Source organism: Nocardia sp. JMUB6875, assembly GCF_041154655.1.
Classification (GTDB): Bacteria; Actinomycetota; Actinomycetes; order Mycobacteriales; family Mycobacteriaceae; genus Nocardia.
Genome location: NZ_BAAFGR010000136.1, coordinates 1 through 22,524, shown reverse-complemented (window position 1 = coordinate 22,524; position 22,524 = coordinate 1). Strand labels below are relative to the sequence as shown.

General features: G+C 68.9%; 23 protein-coding genes and 1 pseudogene. 10 read left to right on the top strand and 14 right to left on the bottom strand.

Annotated elements, in window-relative coordinates; genetic code table 11:
- Together ACAM49_RS29060 and ACAM49_RS29055 are read left to right on the top strand one after the other, a co-directional pair.
- A pseudogene (locus ACAM49_RS29060) lies at window positions 1-674 on the top strand (PspC family transcriptional regulator); the annotation flags it as partial.
- A complete protein-coding gene (locus tag ACAM49_RS29055; RefSeq protein WP_369638735.1) occupies window positions 667-873 on the top strand; it encodes a hypothetical protein in 207 nt (68 codons plus the stop codon). The pseudogene ACAM49_RS29060 and the gene ACAM49_RS29055, both read left to right, overlap by 8 nt.
- A gap of 122 nt (window positions 874-995) precedes the next feature.
- On the opposite strand, the gene guaA is transcribed toward ACAM49_RS29055, so the two are convergent.
- Complete coding sequence (guaA, locus tag ACAM49_RS29050) at window positions 996-2,555, bottom strand: glutamine-hydrolyzing GMP synthase (RefSeq protein WP_369638734.1); 1,560 nt, start codon at window positions 2,553-2,555, stop codon at window positions 996-998.
- A gap of 309 nt (window positions 2,556-2,864) precedes the next feature.
- Between guaA and ACAM49_RS29045 the strand changes: the two genes are divergently transcribed.
- The gene (locus ACAM49_RS29045) at window positions 2,865-3,689 is read left to right on the top strand and encodes an alpha/beta fold hydrolase (RefSeq protein ID WP_369638733.1); all 825 of its coding nucleotides are present in this window, start codon (window positions 2,865-2,867) and stop codon (window positions 3,687-3,689) included.
- Between the two features lie 67 nt (window positions 3,690-3,756).
- Here the strand turns inward: ACAM49_RS29045 and ACAM49_RS29040 are convergent, their stop codons facing one another.
- Together ACAM49_RS29040 and guaB are read right to left on the bottom strand one after the other, a co-directional pair.
- Window positions 3,757-4,890, bottom strand: coding sequence for a GuaB3 family IMP dehydrogenase-related protein (locus tag ACAM49_RS29040; protein ID WP_369638732.1), 1,134 nt, complete (start codon window positions 4,888-4,890; stop codon window positions 3,757-3,759).
- A gap of 79 nt (window positions 4,891-4,969) precedes the next feature.
- Window positions 4,970-6,514, bottom strand: coding sequence for an IMP dehydrogenase (guaB, locus tag ACAM49_RS29035; RefSeq protein ID WP_369638731.1), 1,545 nt, complete (start codon window positions 6,512-6,514; stop codon window positions 4,970-4,972).
- Window positions 6,515-6,859: 345 nt separating this feature from the next.
- Here guaB and ACAM49_RS29030 point away from each other — a divergent pair, with 345 nt between their 5' ends.
- The gene (locus ACAM49_RS29030) at window positions 6,860-7,273 is read left to right on the top strand and encodes a DUF5319 domain-containing protein (RefSeq protein WP_029923780.1); all 414 of its coding nucleotides are present in this window, start codon (window positions 6,860-6,862) and stop codon (window positions 7,271-7,273) included.
- Between the two features lie 138 nt (window positions 7,274-7,411).
- On the opposite strand, the gene ACAM49_RS29025 is transcribed toward ACAM49_RS29030, so the two are convergent.
- The 3 genes from ACAM49_RS29025 to ACAM49_RS29015 form a co-directional block, all read right to left on the bottom strand.
- Window positions 7,412-8,530, bottom strand: coding sequence for an anti-sigma-D factor RsdA (locus ACAM49_RS29025; protein ID WP_369638730.1), 1,119 nt, complete (start codon window positions 8,528-8,530; stop codon window positions 7,412-7,414).
- A complete protein-coding gene (locus ACAM49_RS29020) occupies window positions 8,523-9,104 on the bottom strand; it encodes a sigma-70 family RNA polymerase sigma factor (RefSeq protein ID WP_040804659.1) in 582 nt (193 codons plus the stop codon). Before ACAM49_RS29020 ends, ACAM49_RS29025 begins: the two co-directional genes overlap by 8 nt.
- Window positions 9,105-9,262: 158 nt before the next feature.
- Entirely contained in the window at window positions 9,263-10,198 is a 936-nt protein-coding gene (locus tag ACAM49_RS29015; RefSeq protein WP_369638729.1) for a hypothetical protein, read from the bottom strand.
- 610 nt (window positions 10,199-10,808) lie between these two features.
- On the opposite strand from ACAM49_RS29015, the gene ACAM49_RS29010 reads away from it, so the two are divergent.
- The 4 genes from ACAM49_RS29010 (at window position 10,809) to ACAM49_RS28995 (ending at window position 12,995) form a co-directional block, all read left to right on the top strand.
- Window positions 10,809-11,102, top strand: a complete 294-nt coding sequence (locus tag ACAM49_RS29010) for a WhiB family transcriptional regulator (protein ID WP_040804713.1) — start codon at window positions 10,809-10,811, stop codon at window positions 11,100-11,102.
- 531 nt (window positions 11,103-11,633) lie between these two features.
- Entirely contained in the window at window positions 11,634-12,209 is a 576-nt protein-coding gene (locus ACAM49_RS29005) for a sigma-70 family RNA polymerase sigma factor (protein ID WP_040804653.1), read from the top strand.
- Between the two features lies 1 nt (window position 12,210).
- Window positions 12,211-12,525 carry a hypothetical protein gene (locus ACAM49_RS29000; protein ID WP_369638728.1) on the top strand — a complete coding sequence of 105 codons (315 nt, stop codon included), beginning with the start codon at window positions 12,211-12,213 and terminating at the stop codon, window positions 12,523-12,525.
- A 227-nt stretch (window positions 12,526-12,752) separates the two neighbouring features.
- Window positions 12,753-12,995, top strand: coding sequence for a hypothetical protein (locus ACAM49_RS28995; RefSeq protein ID WP_369638727.1), 243 nt, complete (start codon window positions 12,753-12,755; stop codon window positions 12,993-12,995).
- A gap of 83 nt (window positions 12,996-13,078) precedes the next feature.
- On the opposite strand, the gene groL is transcribed toward ACAM49_RS28995, so the two are convergent.
- Complete coding sequence (gene groL / locus ACAM49_RS28990) at window positions 13,079-14,686, bottom strand: chaperonin GroEL (RefSeq protein WP_369638726.1); 1,608 nt, start codon at window positions 14,684-14,686, stop codon at window positions 13,079-13,081.
- Window positions 14,687-14,828: 142 nt separating this feature from the next.
- On the bottom strand, window positions 14,829-15,131 hold the full coding sequence (gene groES, locus ACAM49_RS28985; protein WP_033086015.1) for a co-chaperone GroES: 303 nt from the start codon (window positions 15,129-15,131) through the stop codon (window positions 14,829-14,831).
- 638 nt (window positions 15,132-15,769) lie between these two features.
- On the opposite strand from groES, the gene ACAM49_RS28980 reads away from it, so the two are divergent.
- Window positions 15,770-17,215 (top strand): Hsp70 family protein, encoded by a 1,446-nt coding sequence (locus ACAM49_RS28980; protein ID WP_369638725.1) that lies wholly within the window; start codon window positions 15,770-15,772, stop codon window positions 17,213-17,215.
- Window positions 17,216-17,285: 70 nt separating this feature from the next.
- On the opposite strand, the gene tsaD is transcribed toward ACAM49_RS28980, so the two are convergent.
- From tsaD to dapA, 6 genes are all read right to left on the bottom strand, one after another.
- The gene (gene tsaD, locus ACAM49_RS28975) at window positions 17,286-18,317 is read right to left on the bottom strand and encodes a tRNA (adenosine(37)-N6)-threonylcarbamoyltransferase complex transferase subunit TsaD (protein WP_369638724.1); all 1,032 of its coding nucleotides are present in this window, start codon (window positions 18,315-18,317) and stop codon (window positions 17,286-17,288) included.
- Complete coding sequence (gene rimI, locus ACAM49_RS28970) at window positions 18,314-18,823, bottom strand: ribosomal protein S18-alanine N-acetyltransferase (protein WP_369638723.1); 510 nt, start codon at window positions 18,821-18,823, stop codon at window positions 18,314-18,316. Before rimI ends, tsaD begins: the two co-directional genes overlap by 4 nt.
- Window positions 18,820-19,530 (bottom strand): tRNA (adenosine(37)-N6)-threonylcarbamoyltransferase complex dimerization subunit type 1 TsaB, encoded by a 711-nt coding sequence (gene tsaB, locus ACAM49_RS28965; RefSeq protein WP_369638722.1) that lies wholly within the window; start codon window positions 19,528-19,530, stop codon window positions 18,820-18,822. The genes rimI and tsaB overlap by 4 nt, the downstream gene beginning before the upstream one ends.
- Window positions 19,531-19,624: 94 nt before the next feature.
- Complete coding sequence (tsaE, locus tag ACAM49_RS28960) at window positions 19,625-20,071, bottom strand: tRNA (adenosine(37)-N6)-threonylcarbamoyltransferase complex ATPase subunit type 1 TsaE (protein ID WP_369638721.1); 447 nt, start codon at window positions 20,069-20,071, stop codon at window positions 19,625-19,627.
- Window positions 20,068-21,204, bottom strand: a complete 1,137-nt coding sequence (gene alr / locus ACAM49_RS28955) for an alanine racemase (RefSeq protein WP_369638720.1) — start codon at window positions 21,202-21,204, stop codon at window positions 20,068-20,070. The genes tsaE and alr overlap by 4 nt, the downstream gene beginning before the upstream one ends.
- 37 nt (window positions 21,205-21,241) lie before the next feature.
- The gene (gene dapA / locus ACAM49_RS28950) at window positions 21,242-22,135 is read right to left on the bottom strand and encodes a 4-hydroxy-tetrahydrodipicolinate synthase (protein ID WP_369638719.1); all 894 of its coding nucleotides are present in this window, start codon (window positions 22,133-22,135) and stop codon (window positions 21,242-21,244) included.
- A 70-nt stretch (window positions 22,136-22,205) separates the two neighbouring features.
- Here dapA and ACAM49_RS28945 point away from each other — a divergent pair.
- Window positions 22,206-22,524 (top strand): LysR family transcriptional regulator (locus tag ACAM49_RS28945; RefSeq protein WP_369638718.1); only part of this gene is annotated, 319 nt, incomplete at its 3' end.

The window sequence follows — 22,524 nt, the reverse complement described above, 5'->3', positions numbered from 1 at the left end:
GCCCCACCCCGCCCGGCTGGGATCCGCTCGGCGTGGCCCCGCTGGCCTGGGAGCTCCCCGAACCGGGTGTTCCGGTCCAGCAGAGCGCCGTCCAGGCGCCCGCGCGCCGCCCGCGCTCCCGGCTGACCGCGGTCACCATCGGGCTCGCGATCCTGGCCGCCGCCGCGGCGGGTTCCGCGGCCGCGTCGGGTGTGGAGTGGATGACTCCGGGCCGCATCGGAGCCGCCGCCCTGGCCGTGATCGCGCTCGGGCTCATCGTCGGCGCGTTCCTGCGCCGCGGCCACGGCCTCATGGTGCTGCTGGCCCCGCTGGCCGGCTTCGTCATCCTGGCCTCGCTGATCGGCCCGATCCAGTTTGACGAGGGCGCGATGGGCGACCACAAGTGGGCCGCCGCAACGACTTCCGAGCTGCTGCCGGAATACCACGTCTCGATGGGCTCGGGCACCCTCGACCTGAGCAAACTGCAGCTGACCGAGGACCGCGCGGTCGCGGTGAAGGTGCGCATGGGCGACGCCCGCGTGATCCTGCCCCCGAACCTGCGCGTGAACACGACCTGCAAGGTCCGCATGGGCGATTCGAACTGCCTGAGCGGAATGTCCGGCCCGGCAACGGGTCCCGTCCTGAACCTGACCGTCGACGTGCAGATGGGAAACGCGGAGGTGAACCGTGGCTGAGAACGAGAACAAGAACCGCCGGCCGTCCTTCTCCCTGCTGCTGGCCGGAATGCTCGGCCTCGGGGTGAGCGTGTGGGCCTTCGTCGGCCCGAGCTCCTGGCCCGTCTCCGGTGGCCTGTCCCTCGGCTGGATCGTCGTCATCGCCGCCATAGTCGTCGGAATCGTCCTGGTGCTCACCCCGAAGAAGAACCGCGACTGACGCCGACCCGCGCTGCCCCTCCCCCTCGCCGGGACAGCGCATCCCCTTCCCGGACTGCCCTCCGGGAAGGACGAAGGCCCCGCACCTCAGGTGCGGGGCCTTCGTAAATCATTGGGAGGCCGTCACTCCCACTCGATGGTGCCCGGCGGCTTGCTCGTCACGTCGAGCACCACGCGGTTGACCTCCGCCACCTCGTTGGTGATGCGGGTCGAGATGCGCTCCAGCACCTCGTAGGGCAGCCGGGTCCAGTCCGCGGTCATGGCGTCCTCGGACGAGACCGGGCGCAGCACGATCGGATGACCGTAGGTGCGGCCGTCGCCCTGCACGCCGACGCTGCGGACTTCGGCCAGCAACACCACGGGGCACTGCCAGATCGACTTGTCCAGACCGGCGGCCGTCAGCTCCTCGCGCGCGATGGCATCGGCCTGGCGCAGCAGTTCCAGCCGGTCATGGGTGACCTCGCCGATGATGCGGATGGCCAGACCCGGACCCGGGAACGGCTGGCGCGCAACGATTTCCTCGGGCAGCCCCAGCTCGCGGCCGACCGCGCGCACCTCGTCCTTGAACAGCAGCCGCAGCGGCTCGACCAGAGCGAACTCCAGATCGTCCGGCAGGCCGCCGACATTGTGGTGCGACTTGATGTTCGCGGTGCCCGCGCCGCCGCCGGACTCGACGACATCCGGGTACAGCGTGCCCTGGACCAGGAACTCGACCTTGGTCTCGCCCTGCTCGCCGACCACCTCGGAGACCGCGTCCTCGAACGACCGGATGAACTCCCGGCCGATGATCTTGCGCTTCTCCTCCGGATCGGTGACGCCCTTCAGCTCACCCAGGAATTTGTCGACCGCGTCGACGGTGACCAGCTTGGCCCCGGTCGCGGCGACGAAATCCCGCTGCACCTGCTCGCGCTCACCCGCGCGCAGCAGACCGTGATCGACGAACACACAGGTGAGGCGGTCACCGATGGCCCGCTGCACCAGCGCGGCGGCGACCGCGGAATCCACGCCGCCGGACAGACCGCAGATGGCGTGCCCGTCTCCGACCTGCTCGCGCACCTGGTTGATCAGCGCCTCGGCGATATTGGACGCGGTCCACGCGCCCGGAATCCCGGCGATCTCGTGCAGGAACCGGCTCAGCACCTGCTGGCCGTGTGGCGAGTGCAGCACCTCCGGGTGGTACTGCACGCCCGCGAGCTTGCGCGCCCGATCCTCGAACGCGGCGACCGGCGCGCCCGCGGAGGTCGCGGTCACCTCGAAGCCCTTGGGGGCGTCGGTGACGGCGTCGCCGTGGCTCATCCACACCGGCTGCCGGGTCGGCAGGCCGCCGTGCAGGATGCCGCCGTCGACGCTCAGCTCGGTGCGCCCGTACTCACGGGTTCCGGTGTGCGCCACGGTCCCGCCGAGCGCCTGCGCCATGGCCTGGAAGCCGTAGCAGATGCCGAAGACCGGCACCTCCAGATCGAACAGCCGCGCGTCCAGCTGCGGCGCGCCCTCGGCGTACACGCTGCTCGGCCCGCCGGAGAGGATCACCGCGAGCGGCTTCTTCTCCGCGATCTCCTCCACGGTGATCGAGTGCGGAACCACTTCGGAATACACGCTCGCTTCGCGCACCCGGCGCGCGATCAGCTGCGCGTACTGCGCGCCGAAGTCGACGACAAGGACTGGTCGCTGGGTTTCTGCCACCGGCACAGTCTACGGAGCGATATAGGACACATCGCCTCCGGGCACAACCCCCAATCGCACAAGGCCACGCGCACCGTACGCCCCACACTTGGACCATCACCCCGGGCCGGTTTACGCCGCGGCCTCGAGAGCGGTTGCCGTCCGGCCCGGAAGTGGTGGCACGGGGACGGTATTCGGGTCCGAGGTGTCTTGGATAGGGACTTCCGGCTCCCTTCCACACGGCCCTTCGGCAGGGTCCAGCGACACCGACTGGGGCGGTGGACAGGAAAGCTCGACAGTTTGTCAGTGAGCCTGGCTATCCTCTACCTCGTGCCATTCGCCCGTGCGATCGATGCAGAGATCCACTACGAGGACAGCGGGGGCGAAGGTCCGGTTGTGTTGCTGGGGCACGAATTCCTCATGGACCGAACGATGTTCGCGTCGCAACAGGCGGCGCTGACTCCGGATTTCCGGATCGTGACCTGGGACGCGCGCGGGCACGGCCGCACCCGAGACGAGGGGCTGCCGTTCACCTACTGGACCTCCGCCCGGGACGCGCTGACCGTATTGGATCAGCTCGGCGTGGAACGCGCCGTGGTGGGCGGGATTTCGCAGGGCGGCTTCATCGCCCTGCGCACCGCGCTGCTCGCCCCCGACCGGGTGTCCGCCCTCGTCCTGCTCGCCAGCGAGGCGCACGAGCCCACCACCGCCGAACTCACCAATGCCCGTAAGTTTCTGGACAAATGGTACGAAGACGGCCCCCGTCCGGCCCTCGCCGAATACCTCGCCCGGTGGCTCATCGGCGATGACGACTGGTACCGCGCCGTCTGGGTGAAACGCTGGCTCGCCCGCGACCCCAATGCCACCGAGGTGGCCGCCGGCGCCCTCCTCAACCGCGACTCCGTCCTGGACCGACTACCCGAAATCACCTGCCCCACTTTGGTCATCCACCCCACCCGCTCCGGCGTCCCCCGCTCCCACGCCCGCGAACTGGCCGACCGCCTCCCCAACGCCCGCTACGTCGAAATCGAGGGCGCCCGCCAAACGGTCAACATGACCCACCCGGTAGCGGTGAACACCGCCGTCCGAGAATTCATCCGAGACTTGGCGATACCGCCCGTCCGCGACTTCAGCGCCCGCCCCGGCAGCCGCTGACCCCGGATACGACTCGCGCCCTTGTGCATTCGGGTGAATGCACAAGGGCGCGCTTCAGGGTCTTCGCTCAGCCGCGGACGTTCAAACCGACCTTTTGGAATTCCTTGAGGTCGCAGTAGCCGGTCTTGGCCATCGAACGGCGGAGGCCGCCAACGAGATTCAGCGAGCCGAACGGGTCGTTGGAGGGGCCGTTGAGGACCTGGGCCAGGGGCACGCGCTCCTCGTCGATGGCGTACGGGAGCACCGCGCCGCGCGGGACGGACGGGTGGGCGGCGGCCGAGGGCCAGTACCAGCCGTTGCCCGGGGTCTCCTGGGCCATGGCCAGCGGCACGCCCAGCATGACCGCGTCCGCACCGCAGGCGATGGCCTTGGCGACGTGGCCGGAGGTCAGCGTCTCGCCGTCGGCGATGACGTGCACGTAGCGGCCGCCGGTCTCGTCGAGGTAGTCGCGGCGCGCGGCCGCGGCGTCGGCGATGGCGGTGGCCATGGGCACGCCGATGCCCAGCACCTCACCGGTGGTGGTGGCGCCCTGCATCGAGCCGTAGCCGACGATGACACCGGCCGCGCCGGTGCGCATCAGGTGCAGCGCGGTGCGGTGATCGGACACGCCGCCCGCGACCACCGGCACATCCAGCTCGGCGATGAAGGTCTTGAGGTTCAACGGCTCTCCGTCGCCCACGTGCTCGGCGGAGATGATGGTGCCGTGCACGACCAGCAGGTCGATGCCCGCCTGCACCAGCGCCGGGGTCAGCGCCCGCGCGTTCTGCGGGCTGACCCGCACCGCGGTGGTGACACCGGCGGCACGCACCTGCGCGACCGCGGCGGCCAGCAGATCCGGCTGCATGGGCGCGGCGTGCAGCTCCTGCAGCGCCGCGACGGCCGCCTCGGTTCCCTCCTTCTCCGCGATCTCGGTCAGCCGCTGGATCTTGGCGTCCACATCGGCGTGCCGGGCCCACAGGCCCTCACCGTTGATGACGCCCAGCCCGCCGGCCTTGCCCAGCTCGATGGCGAACGACGGCGACACCAGCGCGTCGGTCGGGTGCGCCAGGAAGGGGATCTCGAAGCGGTACGCGTCCAGCTGCCACGCCAGCGAAACCTGCTTCGACGAGCGGGTCCGCCGCGAGGGCACGATGTCGATATCGTCCAGCTCGTAGGTGCGCCGAGCCGTCCGGCCCATGCCGATCTCGACCATATCGCGCATCGTGTTTCAGTCCTTTCGAGTCCGATTGCCAGACATGACAAAACCGGTCCGCGGCACTGCGCGAACCGGTTCGGTCCGGCTACGAACGAGTGGTGTAGTTGGGAGCCTCGACGGTCATGGTGATGTCGTGCGGGTGCGACTCCTTCAGGCCCGCCGCCGTGATCTGCACGAACTGGGCCGCCTGCAGATCCGGAATGGTCTGCGCGCCGGTGTAACCCATGGCCGCGCGGAGACCGCCGACCAGCTGGTGGATCACCTGGTCCAGCGGGCCGCGGAACGGCACCCGGCCCTCGATGCCCTCGGGCACCAGCTTCTTCTCCGACAGCACGTCGTCCTGGAAGTAGCGGTCCTTGGAGTAGGACTTGGCCTCGCCGCGGCCCTGCATGGCGCCCAGCGAACCCATGCCGCGGTAGCTCTTGAACTGCTTGCCGCCCACCAGGATCAGATCGCCCGGCGACTCGGCGGTGCCGGCCAGCAGCGAGCCGAGCATGACGGTCGACGCACCGGCCGCGATGGCCTTGGCGATGTCACCGGAGTACTGCACGCCGCCGTCGGCGATGACCGGCACACCGTGCGGCTTGCACGCCGCGGTGGCCTCGAGAATCGCGGTGATCTGCGGCGCGCCGACACCGGCGACCACGCGGGTGGTGCAGATGGAGCCGGGGCCCACACCCACCTTCACCGCGTCCACGCCGGCTTCGACCAGCGCCAGCGCGCCGGCGCGGGTCGCGACATTGCCGCCCACGATCTGCACCCGGTCGCCGACCTCGGCCTTGATCTTGGAAACCATCTGCAGCACACCGGACTGGTGGCCGTGCGCGGTGTCCACGATGAGCACGTCCACGCCGACCTCGGCCAGCGTCATGGCCCGGTTCCAGGCGTCCTCGCCGACACCGACGGCCGCGCCCACGAGCAGTCGCCCGTCGCGGTCCTTGGTGGCGTTCGGGTACTGCTCGGTCTTGACGAAGTCCTTGACCGTGATGAGCCCGCGCAGCTTGCCCGAGCCGTCCACGATCGGCAGCTTCTCGATCTTGTGGCGGCGCAGCAGGCCCAGCGCGGCCTCGGCGGTGACACCCTCCTGCGCGGTGATCAGCGGCGCGGGGGTCATCACCTCCTGGACCTTGCGGTCCTGGTCGACCTCGAAGCGCATATCGCGATTGGTGATGATGCCGATCAGAATGCCTCTGTCGTCCACCACCGGCAGACCGGAGATGCGGAAGCGCGCGCACATGGCGTCGACCTCGGCGAGGGTGTCATCGGGGCGACAGGTGACCGGATCGGTCACCATGCCGGCCTCGGACCGCTTCACGGTCTCGGCCTGCGCGGCCTGCGCCTCGATCGACAGATTGCGGTGCAGCACACCCATTCCGCCCGCCCGCGCCATGGCGATGGCCATGCGCGCCTCGGTGACGGTGTCCATGGCCGAACTCACCAGCGGGGTGCGCAGCGAGATGTCGCGGGTCAGCTTGCTGGAGGTGTCGACGGAGCTCGGGATCAGGTCCGAGGCCGCGGGCAGCAGCAGCACATCGTCGAAGGTGAGGCCGAGCATGGCGATCTTGTTGGGATCGTCTCCACCCGTATGGGGGCGGGACGTGTTTCGTTCGCCCGTCACGGGACTGCTCATTCGGATCGACCCCTCCTGGCCTCGGCATCGTCCGCCGGACCGGGCACCGACGGACGCGTGGATGAATGGCAATGCCTGGCGTTTACCACCCGGCCTTTGATGAACCATGGTATCGGTCCGCGAATTCCGGACCGCATCCGCCCGACCCCGCCTCAGCGGCCCCGACGGCACAGCCTCACCGGCCTCTACCGCCCTGTCGCAACCACCACAACCGCTGCGGTTTGTCGGCTATGCCATTAGTGTGTCGACTGCCACGACATCACTGTGTGCTCCGCCACCAGCGAAGTGAGGGCAAATCCCCTTCAGCGCTGGCGCACAAGGGGTGGTTCTGCGTACCGTGGGACTGTGCGTGACCATCTACCACCTGGCTTGCCGCCGGATCCGTTCGCCGGAGACCCCTCCGACCCGTCGGCCGCGCTCGATGCCATCGAGCCGGGGGAGCCGCTGGATCCTCACGAGCGCCTAGCGGTCGAAGAGGATCTCGCCGATCTCGCCGTCTACGAGGCACTGCTGGCCCACCGCGGCATCCGCGGCCTGGTGGTCAGCTGCGAGGACTGTCGACAGGATCACTACCACGACTGGGACATGTTGCGCGCCAACCTCCTCCAGCTATTGGTGGACGGCACGGTGCGCCCGCACGAGCCCGCCTACGACCCGACGCCCGAGGCGTACGTCACCTGGGATTACTGCCGCGGCTACGCGGATGCCTCGATGAACGAGGCGCTGCACGGCGACGGCTTCGACGGGTTCGACGTCTGACAATTCGAGAAGGGCCCGCATCCCGAGGATGCGGGCCCTTCTCGTATGTCCGCCGCACGCCCGCGGGGCCGGTTTCAGTTCATGAGAGACCTCATGAGAAACCGACCGCCGCAGGGCGATCGGGTGAAGCTGGTGGAGCTAGTGCGTCGGCACCACGAGGCCACCGGACGGCAGGTTGAGCGTGGTCGGGACGACCGGGACCGCCGGGGACACATGGTCCGCCGACGGTTGCACCGGCGGCGTGCCACCGGCGGTGGTTCCGCCACCGGTATTGCCACCGGTCGGAACCACCGCGGTCGTGGTCGCCGGGCCACCGGTCGGCGGGGTCGCCGGTTCGGTGGGCTCCGAAGACGGTTGCGTCGGAACGGTTGTCACCGGCGGCGCGGTCGGCAGCGTCGAAACCCCGCCGCCCGTAGTCGGATTCGGCTCCTGGTTCGGATTGGTCGCGAGCACGCGCGGATCGACGGACGCCGACGGCGAGCCATCCGTGGACGGCGGCGCGGTCACCGGCGCATTCGGCGTGGTCGTCACGACCGGCACCTTGGTGGTGGTCGGCGCCAGCGACTCGATCGTCTTGGCGACATCCGGCGCCGCCTGCTGCAACTGCACGAACAGCTGCTGCCAGCGATCGGTCAGGACGTCCTTCTTGGAGGAGTCGTTGACGTCGGACGCGTTTGCGGCCGCCTTCTCCAGCGCCTTCTTCGCCTCTTCGGGCTTGTCCTGCGCCAGATACTCCTTCGCCTGCTCCAGGCTGTCGTCCGCCCGTGCCACCACGGTGGACTGCGCCTGCTCGCTGAACACGACCTCCTTGACCCGCCACAGCGGATCGCCGGGGCCGGCGTTGTAGGAGAAGGCCGTCAGACCGCCGAGGATCAGCGCCGCAGCCGCCGCAGCACCCAGCAGCGGACGAACCAGCCGTAGTCGCCCCCGTTTCGACGCACCGATCCTCGCCTGCCGAGCGCCGATCTCTTGATTGACCGCTGCGACAATGGCATCCAGGTCCGGTCCGGCCGGCAACGGCTCGGCCATGATTTCCGCACGCCAGTCCGCCAACAGGGCCGCGAGCTGATATTCCTCCGAGGTGCCCGTCTGGACGGGACCGTCGCCGGAGATGGCGTCGATCAGCGCATCGTCGCGTCGCACCGCGGCGATGTCCACCGGCCCGGTATCACCGGACGCCTCGGCGTAGGGACCGCTGTTCTGCGATCCAGGTCGCGCCTTCCAGTCGCCCCGACCGCGCTCGCCATCCCTAGCCATACATTTCACCTGCCCTCGCCACTTGAGACTTGAGTTTCGCGAGTGCCCGGTGCTGGGCGACTCGTATAGCACCCGCCGTACTGCCCACGGCGACTGCGGTTTCTTCAGCCGACAGACCCATGACCAAGCGCAGGATCAGGATTTCCCGATGCTTCTCCGGCAAAGTCGCCAACAGAGCGTTCATCTGTCGGCTCGTTTCGGATTCGAGAGCTCGCTGCTCCGGCCCCTGGTCGGTGGATATGACATCCGGTACTTCGGCCATGGCGTCCGCCTTGTTACGGGCGGAATTTCTGTGGGCGTCTGCGACCTTGTGCGAGGCGATGCCGTAGACGAAAGCCATGAACGGCCGACCCTGATCCTGATACCTGGGGAGGGCGGTCATAACGGCCAGACAAACCTCCTGCGCAACGTCGTCAGCGGAGAGCTGGCCACGTTCGGCCGCTCCGATACGCGCACGGCAATACCGCACCACCAGGGGGCGGATGCTCACAAGTACCTGGGAAAGGGCCGCCCGGTCGCCCTGCGCTGCGGCAGCGACGACAGCGGGATCCAACTCCTCACCCGTGTTGTTCATCGTCAGAGCTGTTCCTGGCGTTTACGAGAGGGCACGGCGGCGGGAGGGCCGGTGCTTCCGCGGAGGGGCGGAACGGTCCAACAATAGCGGCTGGCGCATTCATGCCAGGCGTTACGGGGTCCTTCTCGGGGACGACTCAGGGAAGTCCCCGGGACCCCTCAGGGACGGCCGAGAACCTCGCTCGCCGAACGCAATCGCCCACCGCGAGCATCCAGCAACCGGGCGCACTCGGCGGCGACTTCGATTCCGTCACCGGCGGGTTCGACACCCGAGCGGAGCATGGCGCAGGCCCAGCGCAGGGGTAGCAGCTCGTGTTCGCGACAAGCGCGATCGACTTCGGTTGCGAGAGCGCGGGATCGGTCGAGATCACCGGCGGCGGCGCTGGCGGCGGCCAGCAGTAGCCGGGATTTGACTAGATGCCGCAGCGAGGGCGAGTTTTCGGCGAGCGCCACCGCGGCCTCGGCGTGGGCCAGGGCCGGATCGGCGGTGGGCTCCGGCGCCTCGGCAGCGGGGTTGACCGGGGGCGCGGAGATCAGTCCGGAGCCGGGCGCGGACAGCGCGGTCTCGGCAGACACCCAGTGCAGGCGCAGGCGCGGCCGCCACGCACTGTCGAGGCCCGCGAGATGACTGTCCAGGTGTTCTCGGCAACGGTTCAGCAGCCGGGCGGCAAGCGCCGGGCGGAGGGTGCCGAGGGCATCGGCGGCGAGGCCGGTCAACGCGTCGCAAACCGCCTCGGCGCGACGGATATCGGCGGACGTCGCGGCCGGGATCCGGGCCCGGCCGCCGGGGGCCGGCAGCACCAGCGCGAGGGCGCGGCCATCCACGCCAGCGGCGTGACTGTGCCAGCCGAGCTGGCGCAGTAGGGAGGCCTCAGTGCTGTGGGTGAACGACAGCAGGACCGGATCGGTGGTGGCGCGGCGGGCGCGGGCGAGTTCGGCGCGCGCGGCCGCATAGCGCCCGGTACCGCCCAGCGCGACCGCCCGCAGCCAGGATTCGTGGGCGTCCGCCGCTGTGGGCAACCCGATGGCAGCGCGTTCGGGCGCGGCGCCGAAGGCGGCGTCGGCGAGTTCGGAGTTCACTTCGAGCACAGGCACAGCCGCACTCTAACCAGCGCGCGGGCAAGTGAGGGCAGCTGCCATATCACACTTCCGCAGCTAACTATCAGCATTCACAAGTGGCTTTGTGTTTCCACTCCGTAAATCTGTTCTCGCTATCCGCTAGCACGCCCGTTAGGAATTCGTATGGCGTTTCGCGCTATTAACCTGAACGCCTCGAAGCGGCCATCTCTACCCTACTCAGCGCGAGTTGTCCAATGGCTGAGATCACTCTGATCGCGATGCTTGCATAGATCGCGCGACAGGTATTGACGCTCGAAAATGGGCTGCGACCAGGAGATTCGACGAGTCGGATGGGCTATCACAGGCTGGTCACGCTCCTGGGCAACCGAACAGTATCACCACAACGAGGCCGGTTTGTAAATAGAGAGGATGTTAATTCTCTAATGCGCTGGTATTAGGCTCGAGCGGAATGTGGCTATTGACTCGATTTCGTTGTTCGACCTAACGTACGACATCGCCATCGTTGGCGTCGCGTTGAATTGCGGAGCCAATGAAGTGCGATCGCCGGGCCACGGCGATGCGGCCACCTGTTTGCCACCAGCACCGCTCGACAATGCCGACGAGCTCGCACCACAAGGAGTTCACCATGCCCATGCCGACCCACCTCCCTGGTCCGAACGCCGACGTATGGGATTGGCAAATGCGCGGTTCCTGCCGCGGCCAGGACTCGTCGGTGTTCTTCCATCCCGACGGCGAACGCGGCCGGGCGCGCTCACAGCGCGAGCTGCGCGCCAAGGAAATCTGCAAGAGCTGCCCGGTGCTGCTGCACTGCCGCTCGCACGCGCTCAAGGTCAGTGAGCCCTACGGCATCTGGGGCGGCATGTCCGAGACCGAGCGCGAGCTGCACGCGCGCCGCACCCGCCGCCGCGTCGTCGCGTAGCCGGCCAACGCTCGGACTCTCAGGGGCTTCCCCCGGAACCCCTTTCGACTAGACCCCTTTACGCGAATCCGGACGCTCGGAGATCCGGGGCGGTGGGTTCGGTTCGGGCGCTTGCCCAGTCGTCCATCGGGCTTGCGGACCGGGTTGTCCCGGTCCGCGAGCAAACCCGCGTGACTGGTGTTCACCAGCGGTGTCGCTGATACGGGCGGCGGGGTCGGCTCGAGATTTTTCCCATCCGTCCGCGTAGGCGTGCCGAATGTCTAGCAAACACTCGGCACCGCTTGGCGGGCGCCGGTGTTGCCCCGCGCGCCCCGGCGTGTCTTTCATGCCACGATTGCGGCGTTTCGGTGCAAAACGGAAAACCGCTGTGCCACAGTCGCTTTGCCGATACCCCCACCCGAGAGGAGGTCATAGCGGCACGCTACCCTCGTGGCCGATGACACAGAACGGAGCGTTGTGACAACGCGGCCGCCTGCCGCAGAGGGCGACTCGTTCCAGAGTTCGAGGGACGGACGGGTGGAAACACCGAGCGTGAACTCTGCGGTGACGGCGCGCGCAGCCGAAAGTCTCGAACTCGCCGCACTTCTCGAACGTTGCGGGCAGTCGGATCAGCAGGCGTTCGCCGAGCTGTACGACCGCACCAGCGCTCGAGTCTTCGGCCTGGTCCTACGCGTGCTACACGATCCGGGATACGCGGAGGAGACCACGCAGGAGGTCTATCTCCAGATCTGGCGTACGGCATCCAATTTCGACCCGAACAAGGGCTCGGCGGTCACCTGGCTGATGACGCTGGCCCATAGACGCGCGGTCGACAGAGTCCGTGCCGAGCAGGCGCACGCGCAACGCGAAGTCGCCTACGGCACCAGCACTCTCGGTAACGAATTCGATGAGGTCACCGAAGAAGTCGGACGACGGCTGGAGCAGCAGGCGGTACTCGCCGGCCTGGCCACGTTGACCGAGACACAACGGGAAGCCATCTCCCTCGCCTACTTCGGTGGGCGCACATATGCCGAGGTAGCGGCATATCTGGGCGTAGGGTTACCTACCGTTAAGTCCCGTATACGGGATGGCCTGACACGACTCAAGAAAAGTTTGGGAGTGACGTGAGATGAACGAAAGCCAGATCGATCTCGCGCACACTGTCGCGCTCGGATCGATCGGCGACGAAGATCAGCGCGCAGTGGCGGAGATATTGGATACCGACGATTCGGTACTGCGCGCCGCCTTCAACCAGGAAGTGCAGCAGACCCGAGAAGCGCTCGCGCTGGCCGCGTCGACGCTGGCCGCAACGCCACCGCCCGCCCTCCGCGACCGTCTTCTCGCCGCGATAGCTACAGATCCACCCCCGCCGACCGCCATTCACCGCCCCCCCACCCATTTCCACCACGGCAACGGCCGCACCAACCAGCCCGTCCGCGATTAGCCAACTCTCGAAACTCTCAGGGGCGAGCCCCTGAAACCCCAACCGAGAAGCAGTCGAGGCAAGCCGCAGCCCCCGCTGCACTTTTCGCATGCCTCCGATTCAGGTCGCCTGACCGGTTTTAGACGCGAGCTTTGCCCGTAACACCCGTTGCACACCGGGCGATCCGACCAGCAGAACCCCGTGCGCGCCATGAGAATTCATGCCGCCTCAGGATCGGATCGCCCGATATGCCACTTCCCCGAGTCTTCTTGATCCCGCCGCCGCCACCGCCGCGCAGCTTCTCCGAGCGCCACCCGGTGCGCTTCGCACTCGGCGCCACCGCAACTCTCGCACTCATCATCGGCGGCGTGATCGTGTTCACCGACCCCGTCGTGGACCGGCCGTCGCACTATCCTCCCGCGCCTCCGTTCGTGATCTCCAAGCCCATCGGCTCCCACTGGCTGACCCCGGCACCCACCCCCACCCGCTGACGGTTCCGCCATCTACGACGAGGCCCCCGGACGGGAATCCGTCCGGGGGCCTCGGGTTCGGCTGGGGTCAGCCGGGATTCGGCCTAGTGCGAGTGGCCGTGGTGCGCGTCGGCGGCCTCTTCGACCGGCTTGTCGACGATGGCCGACTCGGTGGTGAGGACCATGCGCGCCACCGAGGTGGCGTTCTCGACGGCCGAGCGGGTGACCTTGACCGGGTCGATGACGCCCTCGGCGACCAGGTCGCCGTAGCTGAGGGTGGCGGCGTTGAAGCCGTCCTTGCCGTCGGTGACCTTGGAGACCACGACCGCGCCGTCGACGCCCGCGTTGCTGGCGATCCAGAACAGCGGGGCCAGCAGGGCCTGGCGCACGACCTCGACGCCGACCGCCTCGTCGCCGGAGAGCGAGTCGCGCAGCTCGTTCAGGGTCGCGGCGGCCTGGACCAGGGCGGTGCCGCCGCCGGGGACGATGCCCTCGGCGACCGCGGCCTTGGCGGACGACACGGCGTCCTCCACGCGGTACTTGCGCTCCTTGAGCTCGGTCTCGGTGGCCGCGCCGACCTTGATGACGGCGACGCCGCCGGCCAGCTTGGCCAGGCGCTCTTCCAGCTTCTCGCGGTCCCAGTCGGAGTCGGTGCTCTCGATCTCCTTGCGCAGCTGCGCGACCCGGCCGTCGATGTCGGCCTGCGAGCCCGCGCCCTCGACGATGGTGGTCTCGTCCTTGGTGACCACGACGCGGCGGGCCTTGCCCAGCACGTCCAGGCCGGCCTCGCGCAGGGTGATGCCCAGGTCGGGGTTGACCACGGTGCCGCCGGTGACGATGCCCAGGTCGTCGAGGAACGCCTTGCGGCGGTCACCGAAGAACGGGGCCTTCACCGCGACCACCTTGAGGGTCTTGCGGATGGCGTTGACCACGAGGGTGGACAGCGCCTCGCCGTCGACGTCCTCGGCGATGATCACGACCGGCTTGCCGGACTCCGCGATCTTCTCGAGCAGCGGCAGCAGATCCGGCAGCGACGAGATCTTCTCGCGGTTCAGCAGGATCCACGCGTCCTCGTAGACCGCCTGCATGGTCTCCGGGTCGGTGACGAAGTACGGGGACAGGTAGCCCTTGTCGAACTGCACGCCCTCGGTGATGACGACCTCGGTCTGCAGACCCGAGGACTCCTCGATGGTGACGACGCCGTCCTTGCCGACCTTGGTCAGCGCCTGGGCGACCAGCGCGCCGATCTCCTCGTCACGCGAGGACACGGTGGCGACCTGCGCGATGGCCTTCTCGCCGTCGACCGGGGTGGCGGCGGCGTGCAGGGCGGCGGCGACGGCGTCGGCGGCCTTGCTCATGCCCTTGCCCAGGGTCATCGGGTTCGCGCCCGCGGCGATGTTCTTCAGGCCGCCCTTGATGAGCGCCTGCGCCAGCACGGTCGCGGTGGTGGTGCCGTCGCCGGCGACATCGTTGGTCTTGGTGGCGACGCTCTTGACCAGCTGCGCGCCCAGGTTCTCGAACGGGTCCTCGAGGTCGATGTCGCGGGCGATGGTGACACCGTCGTTGGTGACGGTCGGCCCGCCGAAGGCCTTGGCCAGCACGACATGCCGGCCACGCGGGCCCAGGGTGACCTTGACGGCGTCGGCGAGCTTGTCGACGCCGCGCTCCATGGCCCGACGAGCCTTCTCGTCGAACTCGATCTGCTTTGCCATTTACCTACTCCTGAAATGAGTTGGGCCGGAACACACTCCGCCCCGGGGCCGAATTGCTGTATGGGCAGCTACGACTCCGGGGCGGAAATCCGGGGGTTCGGGGGCCGAAGCCCCCTCAGAGCCCCGAGAGTTGGTGCGTCCCTTACTTGGTGACGACAGCCAGCAGGTCGCGGGCCGAGAGGATCAGGTACTCGGAGCCGTTGTACTTGATCTCGGTGCCGCCGTACTTGCTGTAGATGACGACGTCGCCTTCCTTGACGTCGAGCGGGATGCGCTTCTCGCCGTCCTCGTCCCAGCGGCCGGGGCCGACGGCGATGACGGTGCCCTCCTGGGGCTTCTCCTTCGCCGTGTCGGGAATGACCAGGCCGGAGGCGGTGGTGGTTTCGGCCTCGTTGGCCTGGACGAGGATCTTGTCCTCGAGCGGCTTGATGTTCACGCTCGCCACGTTGAGCCCTCCACTTTCAGGGGATTCTTCGCGCCCGGGGCTGTTCCCCGGACTCACGGTTTCGGTCTTGTGTGACCCTGCGCAATCAGCCCCGTCGTCGCGGGTGCCGGGACCCCTGCGTAGTGGTCATCAGCTGGCACCTCAGCACTAACCCGGCGCCTCCTAGCACTCTATACACGTGAGTGCCAGCGCTCAAGGCCCGGTACTGCTACCTGCCACCGCGCGTTACCCGTAACGTCGCTGGACAAGGCCGGTAACTCCGCTGGACAGAGCGACTCGCCGACACGACGGCCCCGGGAATCTGAGGGCTTCCAAAGAAATCCGAAAATCTGTAACGTTCGGATAACGGATTGTGACACCATTGACGACGGCCACGCGGCGAGACCGAATCGGTCTCATCACGCGCGCGCCGTCGAGAGTTACACAACTGCTTCACCCCGCTAACCGTGCGGTCACCCTCCGCGCGGGCTCGAGAAGAGAGCAAGACCGCAAGTGATCAGTGGCAGGTCCGGATGCCCCATCGGACAAGGTCCCGCCGCGATCCGTAGCTCGGAAACGCCTGCAACCCATCGGGCGCGTCCGGAGTCCGTTCGAGATGGTCGTCTCCACCCGGACCATCCGCTCGAAGGGAGGTGAACATGCGAACATCCCTCGGCATTTCGGCCGGGAGCGAGGTGGTGTGCTCGGCGACGGTCGCCACCGCGCCCAACGGCGCCCAGAACTTCGACTACCGGGTCGTGACGGCCGATACGGCCCACTCCGACCTCGGTGACCTGGTGGCGTCCTCCATCGAGCTGATGACCACCCAGATCCCGCGCGATGTGGTGCATCCGGTCGGCGCGCATCCGGTCGCACGGACCACCGGCCATCACGAGCCCGAACCCGCCCCGCCCGGCGACATCGCCGTCGCCTATCGGGACCGGGAGCAGGCCCAGATCATCCGGTCCGCCATCGGCCGTCAGCGCCACGGCGTCCATCTCATCCCGGAAAGCACCGCGGCCCTGGCTTATCTGCGGCACACGGGCCTGCTGGACCGCTGGGACACGGTCGCGGTCATCGATATCGGCGCTACCGGCACCACGGTCACCGTGGCCGATCACGCCGACGACACCGTGCTGCGTTCCGAGCGCACCAACGCCATCGGCGGCAACGCCATCGACGAGCTGATCCTGCAGCACCTGCTGGACTGCCATCTCTCGCGCCGCGGCATCCGGCCCAACCGCGGCATCCTGCTCAATCGCAGTCGTGCGGCCAAGGAGCATCTGTCGGTCGTTCCGGCCGTCACCATCGACCATGTGGCCGGGCAGCCGCTCAAGCTGACCCGGGTGGATTTCGAGGAGATCGTCGCCGATCTGCTCCGGGAACTGGCGGTGTTCGCGCGCGGGGTGTTCGCGCGAGCCCCGAAATTCCCGGAGGCGGTCGCGGTGATCGGCGGCGGCGCGAACGTGCCGATCATGGTGGTCGGGCTGGAGCGTCAGCTCGACGTGCCGGTGGTGACCGTGCCGGAGCCGGAGGCCGCGATCGCGAAGGGCGCGGCGCTGGTGGCGGATTCGACGACGCCGAGCGCGTTCCCGGTGATCGGCCTGGGTTCGGACGCGCCGATCGGCACCTTCACCAAGCTGGCGGGCACGCTGGCCGGGGCGATCGTGGTGGTCGGGCTGATCATCGGTTACGGCGTCAAGGAATTCGTGGTGCCCGAACCGCAGAACACGCACTACTCCCCCACCACGACCGGTCCGCAGCAGCCGACGCCCTCGACCAACCCGTCGACCGGTCCGACCAGCGGCGCGACCAGCCCCAACGGCAATCGCACCAGCCCGGCCGTGCCGCCCACCCAAACCGGTTCGGCCACCGGCGTTCCCACGCTGCCCTCGTCGACCACCGCGCAGCAGCCGCCGCTGCGCCCGGATCCGGACCTACCCCAGATCCCGTTCCCCGCGGACCTGCCCCGGCTGCTGGGTCCGCTGCTCGGCACCACCCTGCCGCCCGTCGAATCGGAGCCGAAGGTCTCGCCTTCGCCTCGCTCGCACACGAATTCGGGTTCCGGGACCGGCACGACAACCCTGGTCCGACCGACCGACTAGCTTCAGAGAACATCTACTCGCCGCGACCGGAGCCTCGACTCCCGGTCGCGGTCGCGTATCCGGGGTCGGTCTACAGGTAGCTGGTGGAGACCGGGAGCCCCGGGTCCGTCGCCACCGTCAGCGCGGAAGGCCGTGCGCCACCGGCGATCACGTGTGCGCCGAGGGTGGCGATCATGACGCCGTTGTCCGTGCACAGGCGCGGCTTGGGGACGCGCAGGGTGATACCCGCGGCGCCGCAACGCTCTTCGGCCATCGAGCGGATGCGGGAGTTGGCAGTCGCGCCGCCGCCGAGCACCAGGGTGTCGACGCCGATGTCCTGGGCGGCGCGCACGGCCTTCATGGTCAGCACATCGGCGACCGCTTCCTGGAAGGACGCGGCGATATCCGGGATGGGCAGTTCGCGGCCCTCACGTTGTGCCGCTTCGACATAGCGGGCGACGGCGGTCTTGAGGCCGGAGAAGGAGAAGTCGTGGCGCGCGTCGCGGGGACCGGTCATACCGCGCGGGAAGGCGATGGCGTGCGGATCGCCATCGGCGGCAATGGCATCCAGCACCGGGCCACCCGGGTAGCCGAGGCCGAGCAGGCGCGCCACCTTGTCGAAGGCCTCGCCCGCGGCATCATCGACGGTGCTGCCCAGTTCGACGATGGGCTGCGCCAGATCGGTGACCTGCAGCAGATGCGTGTGCCCGCCCGACACCAGCAGCGCGACCGCCGGGGGCATGGGCCCGTGCTCGAGGGTGTCCACGGCCACGTGCCCGCCGAGGTGATTGAGCGCGTAGAAGGGGATATCCCACGCCGCCGCATAGGCTTTCGCGGCCGCGACGCCGACCAGCAGCGCACCGGCCAGACCCGGGCCGATGGTGACGGCGAGCGCGTCGGGCTTGCTGATCCCGGCCGCGGCCAGCGCCCGGCGCATGGCGGGCACGATGGCCTCGAGGTGTGCGCGCGAGGCGATCTCGGGCACCACGCCGCCGAAGCGGGCGTGCTGGTCCACGCTGGAGGCGACCTCGTCGGCGAGCAGTTCGCAAGAGCCGTCGGGCAATCGGCGCACGATGCCGACTCCCGTTTCGTCGCAGGAGCTTTCGATACCCATGACGATCATGACGAGACCTCGGCGTCGGTGGTGAATCCGTCCTGCGAGAACCCGGCCATGGCGGGACGGCGCATGGTGTAGGCGTCGGCCCCGCTGGGCTGGTAGTAGTTCTTGCGCAGGCCGATGATGTGGAAGCCGTGCTTCTCGTACAGCGTGATGGCGGGCGCGTTGTCGGTGCGGACCTCGAGGAACACCGGGCCGCCGCGGCGTCCGGCCTCCAGCAGCAGGGCCTCCAGCAGCAGCGTGCCGATGCCGCGCCGATGGTCGGCCGGATCGACGCCGATGGTGTGGATCTCGGCCTCGGGGTGTTCGTCATTGCCCAGCAGCGCGATTCCGGCATAGCCGACCATGCGGCCCTCGCGGTCGCGCGCGGTGATGTAGCGGTTGTGCGGTCCGGCCAGCTCCGAGAGGAACGAAACCTCGTGCCAGGGATCGTCCTCCGGGAAGAGCACCTGCTCGAGTTCGGCGCAGCGGGAGACGTCGGCCGGCCGCATCGGTTCGATGCGGATGGTCATCGGCCCACCTGCGCGTAACTCTTCTCCACCGCGTCGGGGCGGCGCAGATACAAAGGGACCAGCGGCTCCGGGACCGCTCCGGCGAGGATGTCGCGGGCGGCGACCTGCACCAGGCCCTGCGGGGACGGCGTCTCGACCGGCAGCACGGGCAGATCGAAATAGTCGACGTGCGAGGCGGATCCGGCGATCACGGTGGCGGCGGCCTGATCCAGTTCGGCGGGCTTGCTCACCTCGGGACCCTCGACGCGGGCCAGGGTGTTGCCCGCGCCGGTGGCGCGGTAGCGCGCCCAGTACACCTCGCGGCGGCGGGCATCGGTGACGACCAGCAGTTCGGTCGGCTCGGAACTCTCGCGCAGGTAGCTCTCGGTGTCGGCGGCGATGGCGTCCAGACTGCACACCCCGTACACCGGAACGCCGAGCGCGTCGCCGAAGGCGGCCGCGGTGGCCATGCCGACGCGCAGTCCGGTGAACGGTCCGGGCCCGATGCCGGCCACGACCGCGGCGATATCGGCACGGGAGCGCCCGGATTCGGCCAGGCAGGCCAGAATCTGCGGGGTCAGCACCTCGTTGTGCGCGCGAGCGTCCACGGTCACCTTGGCGGTGATCGTGGTGATGCGCGGTGCGTTCGACCCGGGTTGCGCCGGTTCCAGTTCCACCAGTCCCGCTGTGACGGCGGGGGTCGCGGTGTCGACAGCCAATATCAGCATGATTGTCTTTACGATACCGGGTGGTACAGCCCACTCGGCGTGGTGTCTGCCTGCGGGAACTTACTCGCGGATCAGGTGCCTTCCGGTGCGCCGATCAGTTCGCGGCGACCCACTCCCATTCGGCGGTGCGCACATCCGACTCCGGTTCGCGGCGCAGCTGCACCCGCAGGTGGCGGTCGGCCAGGTGTTCGGCCACGCCCAGACCCCATTCGACCACCACGACCGCGTGCTCGAGATCGGTGTCCAGATCGAGGGCGTCGAGCTCGTCGAGATCCCCGCCGAGCCGGTACGCGTCCACGTGCACCAGCGCCACCGCGCCCGGATGGGTTCCGGCGCGATGCTGGCGGGCGATGATGAAAGTCGGTGAGCTGACCCGTCCTTCGACGCCCAGCCCCGCCGCGATGCCGCGGGTGAGCGCGGTCTTGCCCGCGCCCAGCGGCCCGTCCAGGATGACCAGATCCCCGGCCTGCAGCTGGTCGGCGAGTTCGCGGCCCAGCGCCTCGGTGTCCTCGACGGTGGCGAGCATGCGCTGCTCGGTCATCGGTCACCGCCGAGATGGGTGCGCACCACGCGGCCGCGCGGGCCGCACACGATTTCGTAGTTGATGGTGCCCAGCGCCCGCGCCCACTCGTCCGCGTGCGGGTGACCGGGCTCACCGCCGAACAGCACCGCGGCATCGCCCGCGGCGACTCCGGCTTCGTTCTCGCCCAGGTCCACCACGATCTGGTCCATGCAGACCCGGCCGATCTGCGGATGGCGCGCGCCACCCACCCACACCGAGAACTTGCCGCCCAGCGGACGCGGTACGCCGTCGGCGTATCCGGCGGGGACCAGGGCGACCGTGGTGTCGCGCTCGGCGATCCACTCGTGGCCGTAGGAGACGCCCTCACCGGCGGCGACCCGCTTCACCCGCAGCACCCGGGCGCGGAAGGTCATGGCCGGGCGCAGGCCGAAATCGGACAGCTCCGGGATCGGCGACAGGCCGTACACGGCGATACCGGGGCGCACCATGTCGAAGGCGAGGTCCGGACGGGTCAGTGCGGCAGCGGAATTCGACAGATGCACCAGTTCCGGCTCCAGGCCGTGCTCCTTGGCGGTGGCGATGAAGTCGAGGAAGCGTTGGCGCTGCATGTCATTGACCGGATGCGCGGGCTCGTCGGCCAGCGCCAGGTGGGAGAAGATGGCGCGGAAGCGCACCGTGCCCGCCGCGACCAGCCGCGCGAGCAGGTCGAGGACCTCGGGGAATTCGGCGGTGGGAATGCCGTTGCGATTTAGGCCGGTATCGACCTTGAGGCTCACGATGGCGACCCGGCCCAGCTGCCGGGCGGCCGCGGCCACCTCCTCCAGCTGCGCGAGTGAGGAGACGCCGAGTTCGATGTCGGCGGCGATGGCGCTCGCGTAGTCGGCGTCGGAGGTGTTGAGCCAGCACAGGATCGGGGCGGTGATCCCGGCCGCCCGCAGCGCCACCGCTTCGGCGGCCGTGGTGGTGCCGAGTTCGCGCGCGCCCGCCGCGAGCGCCGCGCGCGCCACCTCGACGGCTCCGTGGTTGTACCCGTCCGCCTTCACGACGACCATCACCGCGGCGTCTCCGGCGTGCTCGGCCAGGATGCGCACGTTATGGGCGATGGCGTCCAGATCGACGAGGATTTCCACCTGCGGGTCGGGCTTGTTCACACCCCCGATCCTGCCATTGGAACCGCAGCGAGTCGGATCACACCCGGATCCCGGGCCGCTGGGCGGACACGACCGCCAGGGCTTCGGACAGCGCCTCGGAGCTTGCCGGGAGCAGGGGCAGGCGGACATTCGGGGTGGGGATGCGTCCTTGGGCGGCCAGAACCGCCTTGACAACAACGGGATTGGGCTCGGCGAACAGGGCGGCGGCCAGGGGAGCCAGGCGGTTGCCGAGGGCGCGGCCACGCGGGAGATCGCCGTCCAGCCAGGCGGTGACCAGGTCGACGTAGGCGGCGGGATCGACATTGGCGCAGGCGAGGATCGCGCCCGCGGCGCCCAGGGCGAGCAGCGGGGCGGCGTAGAGATCGTCGCCCGCCAGGATCGAGGTGTGCCCGGGCAGGCGGCTCAGGAAGGCGATCGTGGTGTCGTCGATGCCGCCCGCCGTGTATTTGAAGCCCGCGATATTCGGCAATTCGGCCAGGCGGCACAGGGTTTCGGCGCTCAGGGTGCGGGAGGTGCGGTAGGGAATGTGATAGATCAGCACCGGGACGGGGCTGGCGGCGGCGAGGGCTCGGAAGTGTTCCACCACACCGGCTTCGGAGGGGCGGTTGTAGTACGGGACGACCGCGAGGGCTGCCGTGGCGCGGGGGTCGAGGGCGGTGAGGGCGCGGACGGAGTCGCGGGTGGCGTTGGAGCCCGCGCCGACGATCAGGGCGGCGTCGCGCTCGCGGCAGACGTTTGCGCAGATATCGATGACCCGGGCCTGTTCGGCGGCGGTCAGGGTGGTTGGTTCGCCGGTGGTGCCGAGCGCGACCAGCCCGGCGGCGCCCGCGTCGAGAGCCTCGTGGGCGAGTGCTTCCAAGGCGTTCCCCGCCACCTCGTCGGCGGCGGTGAAGGGCGTGACCAGGGGCACGTACAAGCCGGTGAATGTCATGCCACCAGCCTGGCCGTTCTCGTGCGTCAGGTCTATTTCACGTTTCTTCCCGCGAGCGTAAGCTCATCTGATGCTGGACGTCCGCCGCCTGCGCCTGCTCCGCGAACTCGCCCACCGCAAAACCATCGCCGCGGTCGCCGAAGCGCTGACCTACACCCCCTCCGCCGTCTCCCAGCAGCTCACCGCCCTGGAACGCGAAGCCGGAGTCCCCCTCCTCGACCGCACCGGCCGCAGCGTCGCCCTCACCCCCGCCGCCCTGCGCCTGGTCACCCACACCGAAACCATCCTCGCCGTCCTGGAACAGGCGACAGCCGAACTGGCCTCCACCCGAACCGAACTCACCCGCACCCTCCGCATCGGCGCCTTCCCCACCGCCGTCCACACCATCC